The following is a 17,392-nucleotide window of genomic DNA, read 5'->3' on the forward strand; positions in this document are numbered from 1 at the left end:
CGCTGGCTGCGGGAGCGCGCCGCTGCGCGGGCGGACGGCGAGGACGCCCGCCGCGTCGAGCCGCAGGCCTGACCGCGGAGACGCTGCCATGTGTGAACTGCTCGGCATGAGCGCCAATGTGCCCACCGACATCCTGTTCAGCTTCACCGGACTGATGCAGCGTGGCGGCCGCACCGGCCCGCACAGCGATGGCTGGGGCATCGGCTTCTACGAAGGGCGCGGGCTGCGCCTGTTCCAGGACCCAACCGCCAGTGCCGACTCCGAGGTGGCGCGCCTGGTACAACGCTATCCGATCAAGAGCAAGGTGGTCATCGGGCATATCCGCCAGGCCAATGCCGGGCCGGTCTCGCTGGCCAACACCCACCCCTTTTCCCGCGAGCTGTGGGGGCGCTACTGGTGCTTCGCCCACAACGGCCAGCTGCGGGATTTCCATGCCGAGGCGGGCTTCTATCGGCCGGTGGGCGAAACCGACAGCGAGGCGGCGTTCTGCGAACTGCTCAACCGGGTTCGCCAGGCCTTTCCCGCCCCGGTGGATGTGACGCTGCTGCTGCCGACGCTGGTGGCCGCCTGCGCCGAGTACCGTGGCAAGGGCGTGTTCAACTGCCTGCTCAGCGATGGCGACTGGCTGTTCAGCTTCTGCACCACCAAGCTGGCGCAGATCACCCGCCGCGCGCCCTTCGGGCCAGCGCGTCTGAAGGATGCCGACGTGACCGTCGATTTTCAGGCGGAAACCAGCCCCGACGACGTGGTGACCGTGCTGGCCACCGAGCCGCTGACCGATAACGAACGCTGGATCGCCCACGAGCCGGGCGACTGGACCCTGTGGCGGCGCGGCGAGTGCATCGCCAGCGGCAAGGCCTGAGCGGCACGCCGCTTGCAGTCAGTCCGCACCTTCAGTCAGGAATCTCTCCATGTTGCGTAGTTACCTGCGTCTGCTGCTGTTTGCCTTCGGCCTGCTGGTGGGGGTGCAGATCCCCGCGTTCATGGATGTCTACACCCAGCGTCTGGAAGCCCACCGCCTGGAATCGGCGCACAGCCTGGAAGGCTTCCGCGACACCGCGCGGCGTTTCTTCGCCGGCGACCTGCAGGCGCTGCTGCGGCATTATCGCGCCAGTGACGATCCGGTGATGCGCAGCGATGCCGGCAGCATCGAGCACCTCGTGGGCCGCGCCGAATTGCTCGACCGCGAGTGGCAGGCCATGCAGGGGCCCTGGTACGCGCGCGCCTGGCACCTGTTCAGCGCCGCCGACCCGCGACTGACCCGTGATGCGTTGCGTGGCTACCAGTACCAGGTGCCGCTGGACCCGGCGGCCATCGCCTGGGGTCTGTCCTGCGGCCTGCTGCTGGCGGCGCTGGTGGAAAGCCTGCTGGCCATGCTCGGCTCCCTGCTGTTCACCCGCCGCGTGCGTCCCCTCTGATCTTGCGGCGGGCGCCCGTACCGATCGTAGGAGCGACTTCAGTCGCGAGCTCTTGGCTAAGGCCCGCACGAAGGCCACGGCGCTGAAGCCCCTCGGCATCACTCCACGCGCAGCTCGCCAGTGAACTGCAGCGTTGCCCTGCAGCGTCGGCACAGATAGCGCCGACCCTTGGCGACCAGGCCGTGGCGCTGGGCGCTGAACGGGAACAGGCCTTCCGGGCATTGGCAGCGATAGACGTAACGGGTCGCCTTGCGCCGTGGCACGTCGTAGTGATGGCAGCGCTCGGGGGGCAACTGGAAGACGCCGCGCATGATCTTCTGCCACTCCTCGCCATGCGGGCGGATGCGCAGGCCGAACAACTGATGGGCGACCAGATGGGCCACCTCGTGGGCCACGGTCTGGCGCAGGAAATGCTCGGTGTTCTCCCGATACAGCTGGGCGTTGAAACGCAGCAGGTTCTCCTGCAGATGCGCGACGCCGGCCTTCTGCCCGCGCAACTGCAGGCTGACCCTCGGGCGGGGAAAGCTGCGCTTGAAGAACGTCTCGGCCTGGCGATAGCACGCTTCGACGCGTGCTTCGAGCAAGTGGGGCATGGCGGCCTCCCGGTAAAACAGGCGCGCCAGTATAGAGAAGTCGCGGGGCGCGCGGCAGGCCGCGCCCCGACTGCGGGTCAGAGCGTGTAGATCGGGCCGATGCCCATGCCCCACAACACCACCGAGGCGGCCAGCATCGCCACCAGCACCACCAGGCCTACCGCCAGCACCGAGCTGGAAAACAGGAAACCCTCGTCCGGGTGGATATCCATGAAGGTCGGCAGTCCGACGTACAGCAGGTAGGCGGTATAGGCCACCGCCGCCGTGCCGATGATCATGCCCAGCCACAGGCTCGGATACAGCGCCGACAGCCCGGCGATGAACAGCGGGGTGGCGGTGTAGGCGGCGAACATCACGCATTGGCGCAGGGTCGGGTTGGCATGATAGGTGCGTGCCATCCAGTGGATGAACCAGCCCATCACCAGCACGCCGATCAGCATGGCCAGGTAGGACAGCACCGCCAGGGGCAGGGCGCTGGCTTCGGTCAGCCGCACCGCCGGCGCGTTGCCGTGGGCCCAGCCGACCTGGGTGGTGCCGATGAAGGCGGAAATCGGCGGAATGGCCGCCAGCACGAACAGGGCATACAGCCGCGGATGGCTGGTCTGCTCTTCGCCGCGGATCTCGCGCCATTCGCTGTTGGGATGGGTGAACAGCCCCCAGACATGATTGATCATGGCCTGCACCTCCTCGGTAGCGGGTCGTCTCCCGTGGCTGTCCGCCAGCGTGCGACCTTGTGTCGCAGTATAGGAAGGCTGGCGAAACGGCAACCGGAGGCGTCCGTTTATCCGGATCAGTGGTAATGGCGCTCGAGGACTTCCATGGCGGCGTTGATGCTCTGCAGGCGCTCGGTGCTGCCGCCCCGGTCCGGGTGGTGGCGGCTGACCAACTGGCGGTAGCGCAGGCGGATGCGCGCCAGGTCCAGCTGCGGCTCATGTTCCAGCTCGAACAGGCGCAACGCGTCGCGGGTCTGGTCGCCGCCGCTGTCCAGGCGCTTCCAGAAGCTGTCCAGCAACTGTTCCACGTCCGCCTCGGTGGTGGCGTGCAGCTGGTTCATGTCCAGGTAGTAGTCGCGCAACGGGTCGCTTTCGCTCAGCCCCTGGCTGCCGGCCTGGTAGGGTAGCAGGCAGATGCGCAGCGGGCTGATCTCCAGGTGACCGGCCTGCTCGCGCCAGAGTCGCTCGCGCAGGCGATACAGGGCGTTGAACACCAGGAAATGGGTGCGAAACAGCACCAGCGGGTCCTGCAGCGAGCGCTGCGACAGGTGCGGGTTGCCATCGGCGCGCAGCGTCTGGATCAACTGGTACTCGCTGCTGCCGCCGGGCGCCGCGCGCAACAGCGTGAGCAGCGTATCGCTGAGGTCGGTGGCGGGAAAGGCGTCGACGGTCATGGGCGGTGGGGTTGGGCGGCGTGGGTGCAGGGGAGCCTAGCACAGGGTCTGAATCCGCAACCGTTGATGACCGACTGTCGGGCTGGGGAAATGGCGGCTTTGCGCGTAAAATGCGCGTCCCTTTCAACCGCCGGGATTTGCCACGCATCATGGGTACGCTGTCCGTCAACCAGAACAAACTGCAGAAACGCCTGCGCCGGCTGGTCGGCGAAGCGGTCGCCGACTTCAACATGATCGAGGACGGCGACAAGATCATGGTCTGTCTGTCCGGTGGCAAGGACAGCTACACGTTGCTGGACATCCTGCTGTACCTGCAGAAGGTGGCGCCGATCCGCTTCGAGATCGTCGCGGTGAACCTCGACCAGAAGCAGCCCGGCTTCCCCGAGCACGTGTTGCCGCAGTACCTGGAATCCATCGGCGTGCCGTACCACATCATCGAGAAGGACACCTATTCGGTGGTGAAGGAGAAGATCCCGGAGGGCAAGACCACCTGCTCGCTGTGCTCGCGCCTGCGTCGCGGCACGCTGTACACCTACGCCGACGAGATCGGCGCGACCAAGATGGCGCTGGGGCACCACCGCGACGACATCCTGGAAACCTTCTTCCTCAATCTGTTCTACGGCGGCACCCTGAAGGCCATGCCACCCAAGCTGCGTTCCGACGATGGCCGCAACGTGGTGATCCGCCCGCTGGCCTACTGCAGCGAGAAGGACATCGAGGCCTACGCGAAACTCCAGGAATTCCCGATCATCCCGTGCAACCTGTGCGGTTCGCAGGAGAACCTGCAGCGTCAGGTGGTCAAGGAGATGCTGCTGGACTGGGAGCGCAAGAGCCCGGGGCGTACCGAGGTGATGTTCCGCGCGCTGCAGAATGTGGCGCCCTCGCAGCTGGCCGACCGCAACCTGTACGACTTCAAGAGCCTGAAGATCGACGAGGCCGCTACGCCACGCTTCATCGATGCGATGAGCATCTGAGGCTTGAACCGGGCCGGTGGATTGCAGTAAGGTCCGGTCCATCGTTTCGGAGAATCCGACCCATGCTCGACCACACCGTATCTTCCGCTTCGCTCGGCGCCCCGCGTGCCCTGGCATGCGGCTGCGCGGTCGAAGCGACTGGTTATTTCTTCTACGGGTATTGGTTTAGCCACTCCGGCGTCTGATACCCAGCAGGCGCCCCGGCAAACAGGGTCGCCTACCGCAACGTTTCACAAGAACCCCCGGTCGGCCACCCGACCGGGGGTTTTGTTTTTCCGGGCCCACAAGGCCGTGCCAACCACATCGAGGACTACACCATGTACCGCTATCTCACTGCTTACCGCTACACCCGTGCCTTCTGGCGATTTAGCCGCGTTGCCGCCGCGCTGACACCACTCGAACGATCGACTCGCTAGTGCCGGGCGGCTCTCGGCCGCCGGCACACACAAGGAACTTGCCAGATGAACGCTTCCGCCCCACTCGCCGCACTTCAGCCTGCCGTCGCCGCGCGACGCATCGCCCAGCCCCTGCCTTCTCCCGCCCTGCTGCGCCAGCGCCTGCCGCTGGAACCCGCCCTGGCCGCCCGTGTGCATGATCAGCGCCAGGCCGTTCGCGCGATCCTCGATGGTCGCGACCCGCGCCTGCTGGTGGTGGTCGGTCCCTGCTCCATCCACGATCCCGAGGCCGCCCTGGATTACGTCCGTCGCCTGGCTGATCTGGCGCCCGAGGTGGAGGACCAGTTGCTGCTGGTGATGCGCGCCTACATGGAAAAGCCGCGCACCACGGTCGGTTGGAAAGGGCTGGCCTACGATCCGCACCTGGATGGCAGTCACGCCATGGCGGAAGGGCTCACGCTGTCGCGGCGCCTGATGCTCGACATGCTGGCGCTGGGCCTGCCGCTCGCCACCGAGCTGCTGCAGCCGCTGGTGGCGGGCTACTTCGACGACCTGCTGGCCTGGGCGGCCATCGGCGCGCGCACCAGCGAATCGCAGATCCACCGCGAGCTGGTCAGCGGCCTGGACCTGCCGGTGGGCTTCAAGAACGGCACCGATGGCAGCCTGGGCATCGCCTGTGACGCCATGCGCTCGGCGGCCCACCCGCACAGTCACTTCGGCATCGATGCGCTGGGGCACCCGGCGCTGGTGGAAACCGCCGGCAATCCCGACACCCACCTGGTGCTGCGTGGCGGGCATGCCGGCCCCAACTTCGATGCGGCCAGCGTCGCGGCGGCGCGCGCAGCGCTGGAGAAGCAGGGGATCGCCCCGCGCATCATGGTCGATTGCAGTCATGCCAACAGCGGCAAGGACCCGCTGCGCCAGCCGGCGGTGCTGGCGGAGGTGCTGACCCAACGCCTGGCCGGCGACCGCACGCTGCGGGGCGTCATGCTGGAAAGCCACCTGTTCGACGGCTGCCAGCCGCTGTCCGGTGAATTGCGCTATGGCGTGTCGGTCACCGACGGCTGCCTGGGCTGGAGCGGTACCGAGCAACTGTTGCGCGAGGCCGCCAGCCGCCTGCGCGGTTGACCACCCTACGGAGCCGCGTTCGCCCCGTGCGGTTGCCGCAACGGAGCGGACGGGGCACCCTGTGCACCGCTTCGCTCCCCAAGAGACACTTGCCCATGCGTGACTACCGCTGGCTTCACGAATACTGCCTCAACCGCTTCGGCTCTGCCGAGGCGCTGGAGGCGCGGCTGCCGGTGCCGGCGAGCGCCGAGACGCTGCGCGCCGTGCCGGACGACCGCTACCTGTCGCAGATCAGCCTGCGGGTCTTCCGCGCGGGCCTCAAGCACAGCCTGGTGGATGCCAAGTGGCCGGCCTTCGAGGAGGCGTTCTTCGGTTTCGTGCCGCAGAAGGTGGTGCTGATGGGCGCCGAGCACCTGGAGCGGTTGATGGGTGACGCCCGGCTGATTCGCCACGCGGGCAAGCTGGCCAGCGTGCCGCGCAATGCGCAGATGATTCTCGAGATCGCGGCCGAGCACGGCAGCTTCGGCGCCTTCCTGGCCGACTGGCCGGGCGAGGACATCGTCGGCCTGTGGCGTTACCTGGCCAAGCACGGCAACCAGCTGGGCGGGCTGTCCGCGCCGCGTCTGTTGCGCATGGTGGGCAAGGATACCTTCATCCCCAGCGAGGACGTGGTGGCCGCACTCAAGGCCCAGGGCATCGTTGACAAGACGCCGAGCAGCCAGCGCGACCTGGCGGCGGTGCAAGCCGCCTTCAACGTCTGGCGGGCGGAGAGCGGTCGGCCGCTGTGCCAGTTGTCGATGATGCTGGCGCTGACCGTCAATCACTGAAACGGGCGCATTGGCGTTGTTGTGCTAACCGCTTCGGTCAAATACCGTTGATCGATAGTTTTTGAAAATCGATCCCTGGGTAGGCATAGTCCGCGCACTGTTTTTTGCCACGACACGATCGAGCCATGCCCAACCGCCTTGCTGCCCTCGTGCCCCTCGCCCTCGCCACGCTCGTGGGCTGCGCCACGACGCCTGCCCAGTCGCTCCCCGAACCCACGGCCCTGCGTGAAGCCCACACCCGTCTGGCGGACCTCGAGTCCGAACTGGAAGACGCACGCCAGTTGGCGCTGGAGCAGCGCCAGCAGGAGCGCCGGGTGGAACGCCTGCTGGATCGCGGCCTTCAACTGGTCGGTACCCGCTATCGCTATGGTGGTACCTCGGTCAAGAGTGGTTTCGACTGCAGTGGCTTCATTGGCTACCTGTTCCACAACGAGGCGGGCATTCGTCTGCCGCGCTCCACGCGTCAGATGATTCGCTACGATGCCCCCAAGGTCGCCCGCGAGGAGCTGCAGCCCGGCGACATCGTGTTCTTCAGCACCCGTCGCCACGGGCGCGTGGATCATGCCGGCATCTATATCGGCGACAACCGCTTCGTCCATTCCGCCAGCCGCCGCAGCGGCGTGCGGGTGGACCGACTCGACCAGGGCTACTGGGCGCCGCGCTACCTGCAAGCCAAGCGCGTGCTGGGCAGCGAGCCGCAGCCCCTGAATCTGGCCCGGCTGGAGCCCTGATCGTGGCTGAGGCCGCTCCTGCAGCAGCGGCGCCCCGCACGAGCCTGTAGGAGCGACTTCAGTCGCGTGAGGCCTGCACAAACGCCGCGCGGGCCACCCCGGGTTGCTCTCGCCGTCAACACTGGGCAAAGTGATGGCTCTCTCGTCCGAGGAGCCCGCAATGTCCACCGCAGTTCGCCTACTGCTCTGGCCTGTCCTGTTCGGCCTGCTGGCTGCCTGTTCCTCCCATCAGCCGGATTCTGGCGTCGTCTATACCGCGCGCTCGGCCTCTGCACAGCCCAGCGACGTGCTGTTCCGTGCCGTCGGCCTGGTGGGCACGCCGTACCGCTGGGGTGGCAACACGCCGGAAAGCGGCTTCGATTGCAGCGGGCTGATTGGCTTCGTCTATCGGGATGCCGCGGGTATCGTGCTGCCCCGTACCACGCGCCAGCTGGGCGAGCTCGGCGTGCCGGCGGTAAAGCGTCAGGCGCTGCAACCGGGCGATCTGGTGCTTTTCGCCACCAGCGGTTGGGGGAAGGTCAGCCACGCGGGCATCTATGTGGGCGAGGGGCGTTTCGTGCATGCGCCCTCCTCGGGGGGGACGGTGCGCCTGGACAGTCTGTCCAATCGGTATTGGGCGAACGCCTATGTCGGGGCGAAAAGAATTCTTGACGACAAGGAGCTGGCGCATCGTTGATCCTTCGACCAATGATTGAGCGTTTTTAATAAGTTTTTGCCTCCAGTTTGTGCCCGGAACGTCCCTATAATCCCGCCGGTTTTCGCTGTACACATGCAATCGTTCCTGCAAGGTCCGGCCGGTGGTAATTCGGCATCGACTCTGCCGAAGGTTGATCGTGATGAATTCGCGGCTGGTCCGCGAGTAGCACTAGGAGCCGCCTCATGAGCCTGTTTTGGTGGCAGGAACCCTGTCAGTCGCTGGACCATGTCGCCTTGCGCAAGGCCACCGAGCGCCAGCGTCGCCAGCTCAAGCCGGTCCGCGCCCTTGGCCGGCTGGAACCCGTCGTGATCCGTCTTGCTGCCCAGCAGGGGAGGGAGCTGCCCCAGCTGTCCCGCCTGGGATGCTATCTGTTCGTCGCCGACCATGGTGTGGCCGAAGTGGGTGTATCGGCCGTGCCGCGCCCGGTAACCGGCATGATGCTCGGCAATCTTGCCGAGGGTGTGTCGACGTTGGCCATCCTGGCCAGGCGGCTGGATGCCACGCTGGACATCATCGATCTGGGTACCGTGCGTCCCTCGACAGGGCTGCCGGGGGTGCGCCATCTGCAACTGGCCGCCGGTACGCGCAACTTCCTGGTCGAGGATGCCATGACGCCGGCGCAGTGCCTGGTCGCCCTGCAATCCGGGCGCGAAGCGGCAGAGCGTGCGATGGCCGCCAATCTCGACCTGTTCATCGGCGGTGCCCTGGGGGTGGGGTCCAGCACGGCCGCCAGTGCGCTGGCCTGTGCCTTGCTTGGCTGCCCCGCGGAGCTGATGGTCGGTCCCGGCTGTGGACTGGACGCCGCCGGCGTGGCGCGCAAGCGAACCCTCATCGAAGCAGCCCTGGAGCGGCACGAGGCCTCGCTGGCCAATCCGCTGGGTCTGCTGCAGAGCCTCGGCGGCTTCGAGATCGCCGCGTTGACCGGTGCCTACCTGGGCTGCGCCCAGCTGGGCGTGCCAGTGCTGGTGGATGGTTTTGTCAGCACCGTCGCCGCCTTGCTGGCCACTCACTTGAATCCCCGATGCCGCCCCTGGTTGCTGTTCTCCCATTGCACCGCCGAACCGGGCCACCACTGGTTGCTGGATGCGCTCAAGGCCGAGCCGTTGTTGCAGCTGGACCTGCTGCTCGGCGACGGCAGCGGCGCCGCCCTGGCGGTGCCCATGCTGCAGGCGGCGTGTGCGCTGCATGCCGAGTTGGTGACCCTGGATGAAGGCCTGAAGCACATGGCGGCGCCGGAAGAGTCCGCGCCGGCGCGGCAGGTGGGCGGCTGACGTTAGGCCAGTGGCAGGTCGAGGGTGGCGATGAAGCCGCCTTCGGGATGATTGGCCAGCAAGAGTTGCCCACCATGACGTTCGGCCGCCCGGCGAGCAATGGCCAGACCCAGGCCGTAGCCCGCAGCGGCCTGGCCCGGTGCCCGGAAGAACGGTTCGCCGAGTTGGCCCAGATGCTCGTCCGGAACACCGGGGCCATGGTCGCGCACGCTCAATACCAGACGACCCTGGTGCCGCTCGGCGCGCACCTCGACGGGCTGGCCTTGTGGACCGAAGCGCAATGCGTTGCGCAGCAGATTGTCTACCGCCCGCTCCAGCATGTCCGGCCAACCCAGCAGGGTCAGGCCGGGCTCCATCTCGAGGCGGATTTCCTGCTCGGGTGCTGTCAGCCGCGCGTCGTCGCGTAGCCGGCCGAGCAGCTCGGCCACGTCGATGGCATGGCTGGCACCGGGGTTGCTGTCGAGGCGGGCCAGGGCCAGGATTTCGCTGATCAGTGCCTCGAGGCGATCGCACTCCTGATTCAGGCGTGGCCAGAGCCTGGCCCGCTCTGCGTCGTCGGCCCGTTCCGACAGCGCCAGGGCGATGCGCAGGCGCGCCAACGGCGAGCGCAGCTCATGGGAAACGTCGCGCAGCAATTGGCGCTGGCTGTTGATCAGCCCCTGCAGGCGTTCGCCCATGCGGTTGAAGTCGCCGGCCAGCACGCCGAATTCATCCTTGCGCGCCGCCAGCGCCGCCAGGCTGTTCTGCTGATAGGTCGTCTGTCCCAGGTCGTGCACCGCGCTGCGCAGGCGGTTGAGCGGCCGGCTGATGGCCAGGGTCAGCAGCAGGCTGAACAGGGTGAGCACCACCAGCGCGATGCCCAGCGCACTCAGTGGCCAGAGCAGGCTGTCGCGATGCCAGGCGGCCAGTTCCGTATGGGGAATGCGGTACAGAAAGAGGTAGGTATCGCCCGTCTGCGGACTGGTGTAATCGGTTCCCAGGCGCCGCCAGGGTAGGTGCTGCCCGCGGGCCCGGGGGCCTTCCAGAGCGGCGATGCGACGTGGCGTGGTGCCGCGCAGCAACGGCTCGCCACTGTCGTCGAACACCTGCACGTCGATACGGTGTTCGCGGCGCACGGCTTCGAGGAACTGCTGGGCCCTGGCCGCCCCCTGTCTTTCATAGATCTGGGTCCAGCGCTCGGCGAGGTCCTTGACCACCGGATGGCGCGCCAGGATCCACGAATCCTGATTCAGGGTGCGGCCCAGCAGCAGCGACAGGCCGGCCACCAGGGCCAGGGCCAGCCAGAAGCTCGCCAGGATTCGCCAGAAGATCGAGCGCACGGCATTCTCCGGAAGCAAAAATGCCGGTCAGGCTGTGACCTGACCGGCGTTACGGTGGGTGTGGATATTACCGGGCTTTGGCCTTGTCGGCCTTCCACTCCTGGAACTCGCTCCACTCGGCCTGGCGCTCGTCCATGGCCTTGCGCATCTCGTCGAAGCGCTTCTGCTGTTCGGGTGTCAGCAGCTTGCGCACTTCCTGCTGGCGCTTCTCGCGGTTGTCGCGCATTTCCTTCTGCATGGCTTCGCGCTCTTTCTGCGGCAGCTTGTCCAGGTAGCGCTGGTGGATTTCCCAATGAGCCTTGTGCTGTTCGCCCATGATGCGGCGCATCTCGCGGCGCTGCTCGCGGGTCAGGTCGAGGTCGCGCATGCCGCCATCATGCTTGCCGTGGAAGCCCTTGTGTTGCATGCCTTGCATGGCCTCCGGGCCGCAGGGGGCCGACGGGCCGGGCATGGCCAGTGCGGCGGCGGGGAGGGCGGCGGCGATCAGCAGGGCAGCGAGAGTCTTGCGCATGAGTACATCCTCTTCAGTCGTTCCGGCGATTCCGGATGAGCTCAGTCTAAGGATGCGAAGGTCAGGCGCGGTCAGCCGACGGTAAAGCCTGGGTAAAGGAAGTGCCGCGCGGTCAGTGGGGCTGGCGGGCGTAGTAGTAGCCACGGCTGCGCAGCGCGAGGATGCGCGGGCTGCCGTCCGGGTGCGGACCGAGTTTCTTGCGCAGGTTGCTGACGTGCATGTCCAGGCTGCGGTCGTAGAGCGTCAGCTTGCGGCCGAGGGCCAGCTGGGCGAGCTCCTGCTTGTCCAGCGGCTCGCCCGGCTGCGCGAGCAGGGCTTCGAGCAGCCGGCCTTCGGATACCGTCAGGCTGACCTCGTGCTCGCCGATGCGTGCCACGCCACGCGCGGGGCTGAAGGTCAGGTCGTCCAGCTCCAACTGGCTGGGCGCGCTCGGCGCCACGCTGCGGCGCAGTACGGCGCGCAGGCGGGCGGTCAGTTCGCGGGGATCGCAGGGCTTGGCCAGATAATCGTCGGCGCCCAGCTCCAGGCCAAGAATGCGGTCCAGCGGTTCGCCACGCGCCGAAAGCATCAGCACCGGCAGCTCGGCATGCCGACTGCGCAGCTGCTTGAGCAGCTCCAGGCCGCTGCCGTCGGGCAGCATCACGTCCAACACCACGGCGGCGGGCGCGTTCTGCGCCAGCTCCGCGCGCGCGCTTTGCCCATCGTGGCAGGCGCGCACCTCGAAACCTTCCTGACGCAGCCAGCTGGCCAGCAGCTCGCAGAGCTCCTGGTCGTCGTCGATCAGCAGCACATGGCTCATGGCGTCAGGGGAAGACCTGCTTGAACGGTTTGACGATGACGTTGGCGTACACGCCGGCATCTCGATAGGGATCGGCGGCCGCCCAGTCACGCGCGGCCTGCAGGGAGTCGAACTCGGCGACCACCAGGCTGCCGGTGAAGCCTTCGCCGTCCTCGGCCGGGTGCGGGCCGGCCAGCACCAGGCGGCCCTCGTCCTTCAGCTGTTGCAGGCGCGCCAGATGGGCCGGACGGGCGGCCAGGCGCTGTTCCAGGGTGCCAGGTACATCGGTGGCGATAATGGCGTACAGCATGTTCAATCCTCGCCCTGCTTGGGGGCGTCGTGTTGCAGGTGGCGCGCCAGGAAGATGCCCTGGCCGACCAGGAACAGCAGGGTCATGCCCAGGCTGCCGAAGACCTTGAAGTCCACCCAGATGTCATGGAAGGTGAAGGCCACGAACAGGTTGGCGAAGCCGCTGATCAGGAAAAACACCACCCAGGCCAGGTTCAGGCGCACCCACAGGTGCTGCGGCAGGCTGATGGCGTGGCCCATGATGCGCTGCACCAGCGGGCGGTCGCCGATGAAATGCGTGGCGGCGAAGGCCGTGGCGAACAGCCAGTTGACCACGGGGGCTTTCCACTTGAGGAAGGTCTCGCTGTGGAAGGCCAGCGTCATGCCGCCGAACACCAGGCAGGCGAGGAGGGTCAACCACTGGCCCTTTTCCAGTTTTTTCTGTTGCACGAAGAGCAGGCCGTAGACGATCACCGAGCTGGCGATCAGCACGGCGGTGGCGCTGAAGATGCCGCCGAGCTCGATGCTCTGGCCGGCCAGTTCGACGCTGCGCGGGTCCATCTTGTAGACGATGAAGAACAGGATCAGCGGAATGAAATCGATCAGTTGTTTCACAGTGGCAGCCAGGCGCGGGATGACGCGGCATAATAACAAACATGACTGAATGCGAAAGCGGCCCCCTGAAGGTCGACCTGCACTGCCACAGCACTGCTTCCGACGGCGTATTCGCGCCCGCCGATGTGGTGGCGCGCGCCCATGCCTGCGGCGTGGGCCTGCTGGCCCTGACCGATCACGACACCCTGGACGGCCTGGACGAAGCCCGTGCCGCAGCCGAGCGGCTGGGCATGCGCTTCGTCAACGGCGTTGAGCTGTCCTGCCTGTGGGGTGGCGCCACCATTCATGTGCTGGGTTACGGCTTCGACCGCCAGGCGCCAGCACTGTGTGCGGCGCTGGAAGACTTGCGCCTGGCGCGCTGGAGCCGCGCCGAGGAGATCGCCCGACGCCTGGCGGCCAAGGGCATGCCCGGCGCGCTGGAGGGCGCCCGGGCGATCCAGCATGAGCTGGGCGAGGGTCAGAATGCCCCGGGGCGACCGCATTTCGCCGAATTCCTGCTGCGCGCCGGGCATGTGCGCGATCGTTCCGAGGCGTTCCGCAAGTGGCTGGGCGCCGGCAAGCTGGGTGACGTGAAACAGCACTGGCCGAGCCTGGAGCAGACAGTGGCGACCCTGCGTGCCGCCGGCGCCTGGGTCAGCCTGGCCCATCCGCGCCAGTACGACTTCACCCGCAGCAAGCGGCGTCGGCTGGTCAGCGAATTCATTGCCGCCGGCGGCCAGGCGCTGGAAGTGGTCAATGGCCTGCAGCCCGCCGAGCAGGTCGGCAGCCTGGCCATCCTGGCCCGCGAGTTCGGTCTGCTGGCCAGTATCGGCAGCGATTTCCATGCGCCGGCCCAGTGGGCCGAGCTGGGACTTTATCGCCCTCTGCCGGAAGATCTGTCGCCATTGTGGCTGCGTTTCAGCGACAGTCCGCCCAGGGCCGTGCATTGAGCAAGGGAGAGGTCATGAGCCAGTTTTTCCAGATCCACCCGGAGAATCCCCAGCCGCGGCTGATCAAGCAGGCCGCGGAAATCCTGCGCGCCGGCGGGGTGATCGTCTACCCGACCGACTCCTCCTACGCGCTGGGCTGCCAGTTGGGCGACAAGGGCGCGCTGGAGCGCATCCGTCGCCTGCGCCGGCTGGACGACAAACACAACTTCACCCTGGTGTGCTGCGACCTCTCGCAGCTGGGCATCTTCGCCAAGGTGGACACCGGCGCGTTCCGGCTGCTGAAGACGCATACCCCGGGCCCCTACACCTTCATCCTCGACGCCACCCGCGAAGTGCCGCGCATGCTGCTGCACCCCAAGCGCCGCACCATCGGCCTGCGCGTGCCGGCCCACCCGATTGCCCAGGCGCTGCTGCGCGAGCTGGATGCGCCGCTGATGTCGGTGAGCCTGATCATGCCCGGCGAGGACCTGCCGCTCAGCGATCCCTACGACATGCGCGGCCTGCTGGAACATCATGTCGATCTGATCATCGACGGCGGCTTCGGTGGCCTGGAGGCGTCGACGGTGGTCAACCTGACCGGCGACAGGCCCGAGGTGGCGCGGGTCGGCTGCGGCGATCCGGCGCCGTTCCAGGAAAGCGCCTGACGCCATGACGTCGATCGAGGCGCAGGCCGCCATCCCCGTTCCGGAGCAGTTGCCGCTGGCGCTGGTATACGGCGAGGCCGTCACCGAAATGCCCCAGGACCTGTACATCCCGCCGGATGCCCTGGAGGTGTTCCTCGAAGCGTTCGAGGGGCCGCTGGACCTGCTGCTCTACCTGATCCGCAAGCAGAACATCGACATCCTCGACATCCCGGTGGCGGAGATCACCCGCCAGTACATGGGGTATGTCGAACTGATGAAGGTCGCGCGCCTGGAGCTGGCCGCCGAGTACCTGGTGATGGCCGCCATGCTGGCGGAGATCAAGTCGCGCATGCTGCTGCCGCGCTCCAGCGAAGAAGATGAGGACGAGGAGGACCCGCGTGCCGAGCTGATCCGCCGCCTGCAGGAGTACGAGCGCTTCAAGGCCGCCGCCGAGGACCTCGACGAGCTGCCGCGCCTGGGCCGCGATCTGCATGTACCGCGACTGGAAGCGCCGCAGGCGCGGGCGCGCATGCTGCTGCCGCAGGTCGAGCTGTCCGAGCTGCTGCTGGCCATGGCCGAGGTGCTGCGTCGCGCCGATATGTTCGAAAGCCACCAGGTGACCCGCGAGGCGCTGTCCACCCGCGAGCGCATGAGTGAAGTGCTGGAGCGCCTGCGCGACGGGCACTTCGTGCCGTTCGTCCAGCTGTTCCGGGTGGAGGAGGGCCGCCTGGGTGTGGTGGTGACCTTCATGGCCATTCTCGAACTCATCAAGGAATCCCTGGTCGAGCTGGTGCAGAACGAACCCTTCGCCCCCATCCACGTCCGCGTCCGCGCAGAGGCCGAGCAAGCATGAACCTGTCCGACCCGAACGATCTGGCCACCCTGCTGGAAGCCCTGCTGCTGGCAGCTGGCAAGCCCTTGTCACTGGAGCGCATGAGCGAGCTGTTCGACGAGGCCGAGCGTCCGGATGCCGCCCAGCTGCGTGCGGCGCTGGAGGTGCTGGGCCAGCGTTGCGAAGGGCGCGCCTTCGAGCTGAAGGAAGTCGCCAGCGGCTACCGCCTGCAGGTGCGCGAGCGCTTCGCCCCATGGGTCGGCCGCCTGTGGGAGGAGCGCCCGCAACGCTATTCCCGCGCGCTGCTGGAAACCCTGGCGTTGATCGCCTACCGCCAGCCGATTACCCGGGGCGAGATCGAGGATATCCGCGGCGTGCAGGTCAGCAGCCAGATCGTCAAGACCCTGCAGGAGCGCGAGTGGATCCGCGTCGTCGGTTATCGCGAGGTGCCCGGCCGGCCGGCGATGCTGGCCACCACCAAGGCCTTTCTGGACCATTTCAACCTGAGCAGCCTGGATGCGCTGCCGCCGCTGGCCGAACTGCGCGCCATGGAGCCGGAGCCGACGCCGGTACAGGATGACGAGCTGCCGGTGCCGGCGGGCCTGCAAGCCCGTGCCGACGTTGCCGGCGCGGACGAGGAGGGGGGCTCGCCGGCGGCGGGCGAGATCAGCTTCCGCACCTTGTTGGCCGAACTGGACGAGATGGAGCAGGGGCTCAAGACCGATTTCGACGACCTGCTCGAAGAGACTGTCGAGTCATCCGAAGGGGCTGATGAAGAGGATCCATCGTTCGAACCTGGGCGCTGATCGCGCTTTTGTGCCGGCCTTTTGACACATTATGATGTCATATTGCAGTCAGTCACCCAGGGCGTTAGGGTGGCGCGAGTTGATAGATCAGGGAATGACAATTGGGCAATGCGCTTCGCTTACGACTCGAGGATGTACCCACCAACCCCTATGCGGAACAGCTGGAACGCGGCTTCCGGTGGCTGAGCTTCACGCCGGAACTGGAGGCGGAGTACCAGCGTTACCAGCTTGACCACACGTTTGCGCTGCGGCGCATTGCCTTGCTGGTCTGTGTCCTGATCCTGCTGGTGCAGGGGCTGCTGGACTTCCGTTTCATTGCCCCGCCGGTGCTCTGGTGGGTGCTGGCCGTGCGCGCCGGAGTGCTGGTGTTGCTGCTGGCCTGTGTTGGCCTGGTGCTGCAGCGCCGCCATATCGTCCTGCTGGGTCCGCTCACCCTGGTCTGTGTGCTGGCCATGGGCCTCGGCACCGCCGTGGTGGTGGTGATGGCGCAATGGGTCTTCCCCGGCTATCCCTCCGAAGGCCTGCTGCTGATCTGTCTGGGCAGCTATTTTCTGGCCGGCCTGCGCCTACCCGAAGCCATCGGGGTCTCCCTCGCCATCCTGCTCGGCTATGCAGCGCTGGAGTTCACCATCGGTACCCAGAGCTCGCTGCTGTCGCAGCTGCTGTATCTGCTGTTCGGCAACCTGATTGGCGCGGTGGGCTGCTACCAGCTCGAATACAAGTCCCGTGAGCAGTTCCTGATCCGCTGCCTGTTGCGCCAGCTGGCCGATCACGACAGCCTCACCGGCCTGCACAACCGGCGCAGCTTCCACCGTCACCTGGACGCCCTGTGGCGCCAGAGCCAGCGCGAGGGACAGCCGCTGGCGATGCTGCTGGGCGACATCGATCACTTCAAGCGCTACAACGACTGCTACGGTCACCAGGCCGGCGACGAGACGCTGCAGCAGGTGGCCCGGCTGTTCGAGCAGGCCGCGCGCCGGCCGCTGGACATGGCGGTGCGTCTGGGCGGTGAAGAGTTTGCCCTGCTGTTGTACGGCAGCACTGCCCACGATGCCCGCGAACGGGCCGAAGCCCTGTGCGCGCGGTTGCGCAATCTGGCCATCGAACACGCGGCGTCGCCCTCCGGCATGGTGACGCTGTCGCTCGGTGGCGTCAGCATTGTCAACGGCGACGTGCTGCGCTCGATCGACGAGCTGTACGTGCGGGCCGACCAGGCGCTGTACCGGGCCAAGGCGTCCGGCCGCAACCGTGTGGTGATGGCCAGCGACCGGCTGGATCTGGAGCCGGAGGTCGATCTGGATCGCGACGACTTCCGCCAGGACCTCTGAGA

The 17,392-nt window shown here is 66.9% G+C and carries 21 protein-coding genes; 13 read left to right on the forward strand and 8 right to left on the reverse strand.

From position 1 onward, the window contains the following. Positions 1–88: 88 nt before the first annotated feature. Together AS93_RS0110985 and AS93_RS0110990 are read left to right on the forward strand one after the other, a co-directional pair. Positions 89–862 carry a class II glutamine amidotransferase gene (locus tag AS93_RS0110985; RefSeq protein WP_027590660.1) on the forward strand — a complete coding sequence of 258 codons (774 nt, stop codon included), beginning with the start codon at positions 89–91 and terminating at the stop codon, positions 860–862. Positions 863–911: 49 nt separating this feature from the next. After that, positions 912–1,418: a DUF2937 family protein gene (locus AS93_RS0110990; protein WP_027590661.1), complete on the forward strand. Its 507-nt coding sequence runs from the start codon at positions 912–914 to the stop codon at positions 1,416–1,418. Between the two features lie 98 nt (positions 1,419–1,516). Here the strand turns inward: AS93_RS0110990 and AS93_RS0110995 are convergent, their stop codons facing one another. The 3 genes from AS93_RS0110995 to AS93_RS0111005 form a co-directional block, all read right to left on the reverse strand. Then, entirely contained in the window at positions 1,517–2,011 is a 495-nt protein-coding gene (locus AS93_RS0110995) for a SprT family zinc-dependent metalloprotease (RefSeq protein WP_027590662.1), read from the reverse strand. 77 nt (positions 2,012–2,088) lie between these two features. Then, positions 2,089–2,685, reverse strand: a complete 597-nt coding sequence (locus AS93_RS0111000; protein ID WP_027590663.1) for a Yip1 family protein — start codon at positions 2,683–2,685, stop codon at positions 2,089–2,091. Between the two features lie 116 nt (positions 2,686–2,801). Then, positions 2,802–3,398 (reverse strand): DNA-J related domain-containing protein, encoded by a 597-nt coding sequence (locus tag AS93_RS0111005; protein WP_027590664.1) that lies wholly within the window; start codon positions 3,396–3,398, stop codon positions 2,802–2,804. 149 nt (positions 3,399–3,547) lie between these two features. On the opposite strand from AS93_RS0111005, the gene ttcA reads away from it, so the two are divergent. From ttcA to cobT, 6 genes are all read left to right on the forward strand, one after another. Continuing rightward, the gene (ttcA, locus tag AS93_RS0111010; RefSeq protein ID WP_027590665.1) at positions 3,548–4,372 is read left to right on the forward strand and encodes a tRNA 2-thiocytidine(32) synthetase TtcA; all 825 of its coding nucleotides are present in this window, start codon (positions 3,548–3,550) and stop codon (positions 4,370–4,372) included. Positions 4,373–4,833: 461 nt separating this feature from the next. Beyond that, positions 4,834–5,895, forward strand: coding sequence for a 3-deoxy-7-phosphoheptulonate synthase (locus AS93_RS0111015; RefSeq protein WP_027590666.1), 1,062 nt, complete (start codon positions 4,834–4,836; stop codon positions 5,893–5,895). Between the two features lie 95 nt (positions 5,896–5,990). After that, a complete protein-coding gene (locus tag AS93_RS0111020) occupies positions 5,991–6,662 on the forward strand; it encodes a DNA-3-methyladenine glycosylase I (protein ID WP_027590667.1) in 672 nt (223 codons plus the stop codon). Positions 6,663–6,787: 125 nt separating this feature from the next. After that, a complete protein-coding gene (locus AS93_RS0111025; protein WP_027590668.1) occupies positions 6,788–7,393 on the forward strand; it encodes a C40 family peptidase in 606 nt (201 codons plus the stop codon). Positions 7,394–7,553: 160 nt separating this feature from the next. After that, on the forward strand, positions 7,554–8,069 hold the full coding sequence (locus AS93_RS0111030) for a C40 family peptidase (RefSeq protein ID WP_027590669.1): 516 nt from the start codon (positions 7,554–7,556) through the stop codon (positions 8,067–8,069). A gap of 203 nt (positions 8,070–8,272) precedes the next feature. Further along, positions 8,273–9,361 carry a nicotinate-nucleotide--dimethylbenzimidazole phosphoribosyltransferase gene (cobT, locus tag AS93_RS19205; protein ID WP_065365675.1) on the forward strand — a complete coding sequence of 363 codons (1,089 nt, stop codon included), beginning with the start codon at positions 8,273–8,275 and terminating at the stop codon, positions 9,359–9,361. A 2-nt stretch (positions 9,362–9,363) separates the two neighbouring features. On the opposite strand, the gene AS93_RS0111040 is transcribed toward cobT, so the two are convergent. The 5 genes from AS93_RS0111040 to AS93_RS0111060 all read right to left on the reverse strand — a co-directional run bounded on the left by AS93_RS0111040 (position 9,364) and on the right by AS93_RS0111060 (position 12,872). Next, positions 9,364–10,680, reverse strand: a complete 1,317-nt coding sequence (locus AS93_RS0111040; RefSeq protein ID WP_027590670.1) for a HAMP domain-containing sensor histidine kinase — start codon at positions 10,678–10,680, stop codon at positions 9,364–9,366. A 67-nt stretch (positions 10,681–10,747) separates the two neighbouring features. Further along, a complete protein-coding gene (locus AS93_RS0111045; RefSeq protein WP_027590671.1) occupies positions 10,748–11,191 on the reverse strand; it encodes a Spy/CpxP family protein refolding chaperone in 444 nt (147 codons plus the stop codon). A gap of 112 nt (positions 11,192–11,303) precedes the next feature. Then, positions 11,304–11,990 carry a response regulator transcription factor gene (locus tag AS93_RS0111050; protein ID WP_027590672.1) on the reverse strand — a complete coding sequence of 229 codons (687 nt, stop codon included), beginning with the start codon at positions 11,988–11,990 and terminating at the stop codon, positions 11,304–11,306. 4 nt (positions 11,991–11,994) lie between these two features. Next, entirely contained in the window at positions 11,995–12,279 is a 285-nt protein-coding gene (locus AS93_RS0111055; RefSeq protein ID WP_027590673.1) for a YciI family protein, read from the reverse strand. Positions 12,280–12,281: 2 nt separating this feature from the next. Beyond that, positions 12,282–12,872 (reverse strand): septation protein A, encoded by a 591-nt coding sequence (locus tag AS93_RS0111060; RefSeq protein ID WP_027590674.1) that lies wholly within the window; start codon positions 12,870–12,872, stop codon positions 12,282–12,284. A 65-nt stretch (positions 12,873–12,937) separates the two neighbouring features. Between AS93_RS0111060 and AS93_RS0111065 the strand changes: the two genes are divergently transcribed. The 5 genes from AS93_RS0111065 to AS93_RS19215 all read left to right on the forward strand — a co-directional run bounded on the left by AS93_RS0111065 (position 12,938) and on the right by AS93_RS19215 (position 17,390). Further along, positions 12,938–13,801 (forward strand): PHP domain-containing protein, encoded by an 864-nt coding sequence (locus AS93_RS0111065; RefSeq protein ID WP_027590675.1) that lies wholly within the window; start codon positions 12,938–12,940, stop codon positions 13,799–13,801. Between the two features lie 14 nt (positions 13,802–13,815). Beyond that, positions 13,816–14,445, forward strand: a complete 630-nt coding sequence (locus tag AS93_RS0111070; RefSeq protein WP_027590676.1) for an L-threonylcarbamoyladenylate synthase — start codon at positions 13,816–13,818, stop codon at positions 14,443–14,445. 121 nt (positions 14,446–14,566) lie between these two features. After that, entirely contained in the window at positions 14,567–15,277 is a 711-nt protein-coding gene (locus AS93_RS0111075) for a ScpA family protein (RefSeq protein WP_162172923.1), read from the forward strand. After that, on the forward strand, positions 15,274–16,062 hold the full coding sequence (gene scpB / locus AS93_RS19210; RefSeq protein ID WP_037009009.1) for an SMC-Scp complex subunit ScpB: 789 nt from the start codon (positions 15,274–15,276) through the stop codon (positions 16,060–16,062). The genes AS93_RS0111075 and scpB overlap by 4 nt, the downstream gene beginning before the upstream one ends. A gap of 101 nt (positions 16,063–16,163) precedes the next feature. Then, positions 16,164–17,390: a GGDEF domain-containing protein gene (locus AS93_RS19215; RefSeq protein WP_081798286.1), complete on the forward strand. Its 1,227-nt coding sequence runs from the start codon at positions 16,164–16,166 to the stop codon at positions 17,388–17,390. Positions 17,391–17,392 lie beyond the last annotated feature (2 nt).

Source organism: Pseudomonas sp. RL (genome assembly GCF_000647775.1).
GTDB lineage: Bacteria > Pseudomonadota > Gammaproteobacteria > Pseudomonadales > Pseudomonadaceae > Serpens > Serpens flexibilis.

What these genes read in the sequence shown, in the direction of transcription:
- ttcA (WP_027590665.1), top strand. Translation starts at nt 3,548, where the DNA reads ATGGGTACGCTGTCCGTCAACCAGAACAAACTGCAGAAACGCCTGCGC.
- AS93_RS0111050 (WP_027590672.1), bottom strand. Translation starts at nt 11,990, where the DNA reads ATGAGCCATGTGCTGCTGATCGACGACGACCAGGAGCTCTGCGAGCTG.
- AS93_RS0111045 (WP_027590671.1), bottom strand. Translation starts at nt 11,191, where the DNA reads ATGCGCAAGACTCTCGCTGCCCTGCTGATCGCCGCCGCCCTCCCCGCC.
- AS93_RS0111025 (WP_027590668.1), top strand. Translation starts at nt 6,788, where the DNA reads ATGCCCAACCGCCTTGCTGCCCTCGTGCCCCTCGCCCTCGCCACGCTC.
- AS93_RS0111005 (WP_027590664.1), bottom strand. Translation starts at nt 3,398, where the DNA reads ATGACCGTCGACGCCTTTCCCGCCACCGACCTCAGCGATACGCTGCTC.
- AS93_RS0111070 (WP_027590676.1), top strand. Translation starts at nt 13,816, where the DNA reads ATGAGCCAGTTTTTCCAGATCCACCCGGAGAATCCCCAGCCGCGGCTG.
- AS93_RS0111000 (WP_027590663.1), bottom strand. Translation starts at nt 2,685, where the DNA reads ATGATCAATCATGTCTGGGGGCTGTTCACCCATCCCAACAGCGAATGG.
- cobT (WP_065365675.1), top strand. Translation starts at nt 8,273, where the DNA reads ATGAGCCTGTTTTGGTGGCAGGAACCCTGTCAGTCGCTGGACCATGTC.
- scpB (WP_037009009.1), top strand. Translation starts at nt 15,274, where the DNA reads ATGAACCTGTCCGACCCGAACGATCTGGCCACCCTGCTGGAAGCCCTG.
- AS93_RS0111030 (WP_027590669.1), top strand. Translation starts at nt 7,554, where the DNA reads ATGTCCACCGCAGTTCGCCTACTGCTCTGGCCTGTCCTGTTCGGCCTG.
- AS93_RS0110990 (WP_027590661.1), top strand. Translation starts at nt 912, where the DNA reads ATGTTGCGTAGTTACCTGCGTCTGCTGCTGTTTGCCTTCGGCCTGCTG.
- AS93_RS0111055 (WP_027590673.1), bottom strand. Translation starts at nt 12,279, where the DNA reads ATGCTGTACGCCATTATCGCCACCGATGTACCTGGCACCCTGGAACAG.
- AS93_RS0110985 (WP_027590660.1), top strand. Translation starts at nt 89, where the DNA reads ATGTGTGAACTGCTCGGCATGAGCGCCAATGTGCCCACCGACATCCTG.
- AS93_RS0111015 (WP_027590666.1), top strand. Translation starts at nt 4,834, where the DNA reads ATGAACGCTTCCGCCCCACTCGCCGCACTTCAGCCTGCCGTCGCCGCG.
- AS93_RS0111020 (WP_027590667.1), top strand. Translation starts at nt 5,991, where the DNA reads ATGCGTGACTACCGCTGGCTTCACGAATACTGCCTCAACCGCTTCGGC.
- AS93_RS0110995 (WP_027590662.1), bottom strand. Translation starts at nt 2,011, where the DNA reads ATGCCCCACTTGCTCGAAGCACGCGTCGAAGCGTGCTATCGCCAGGCC.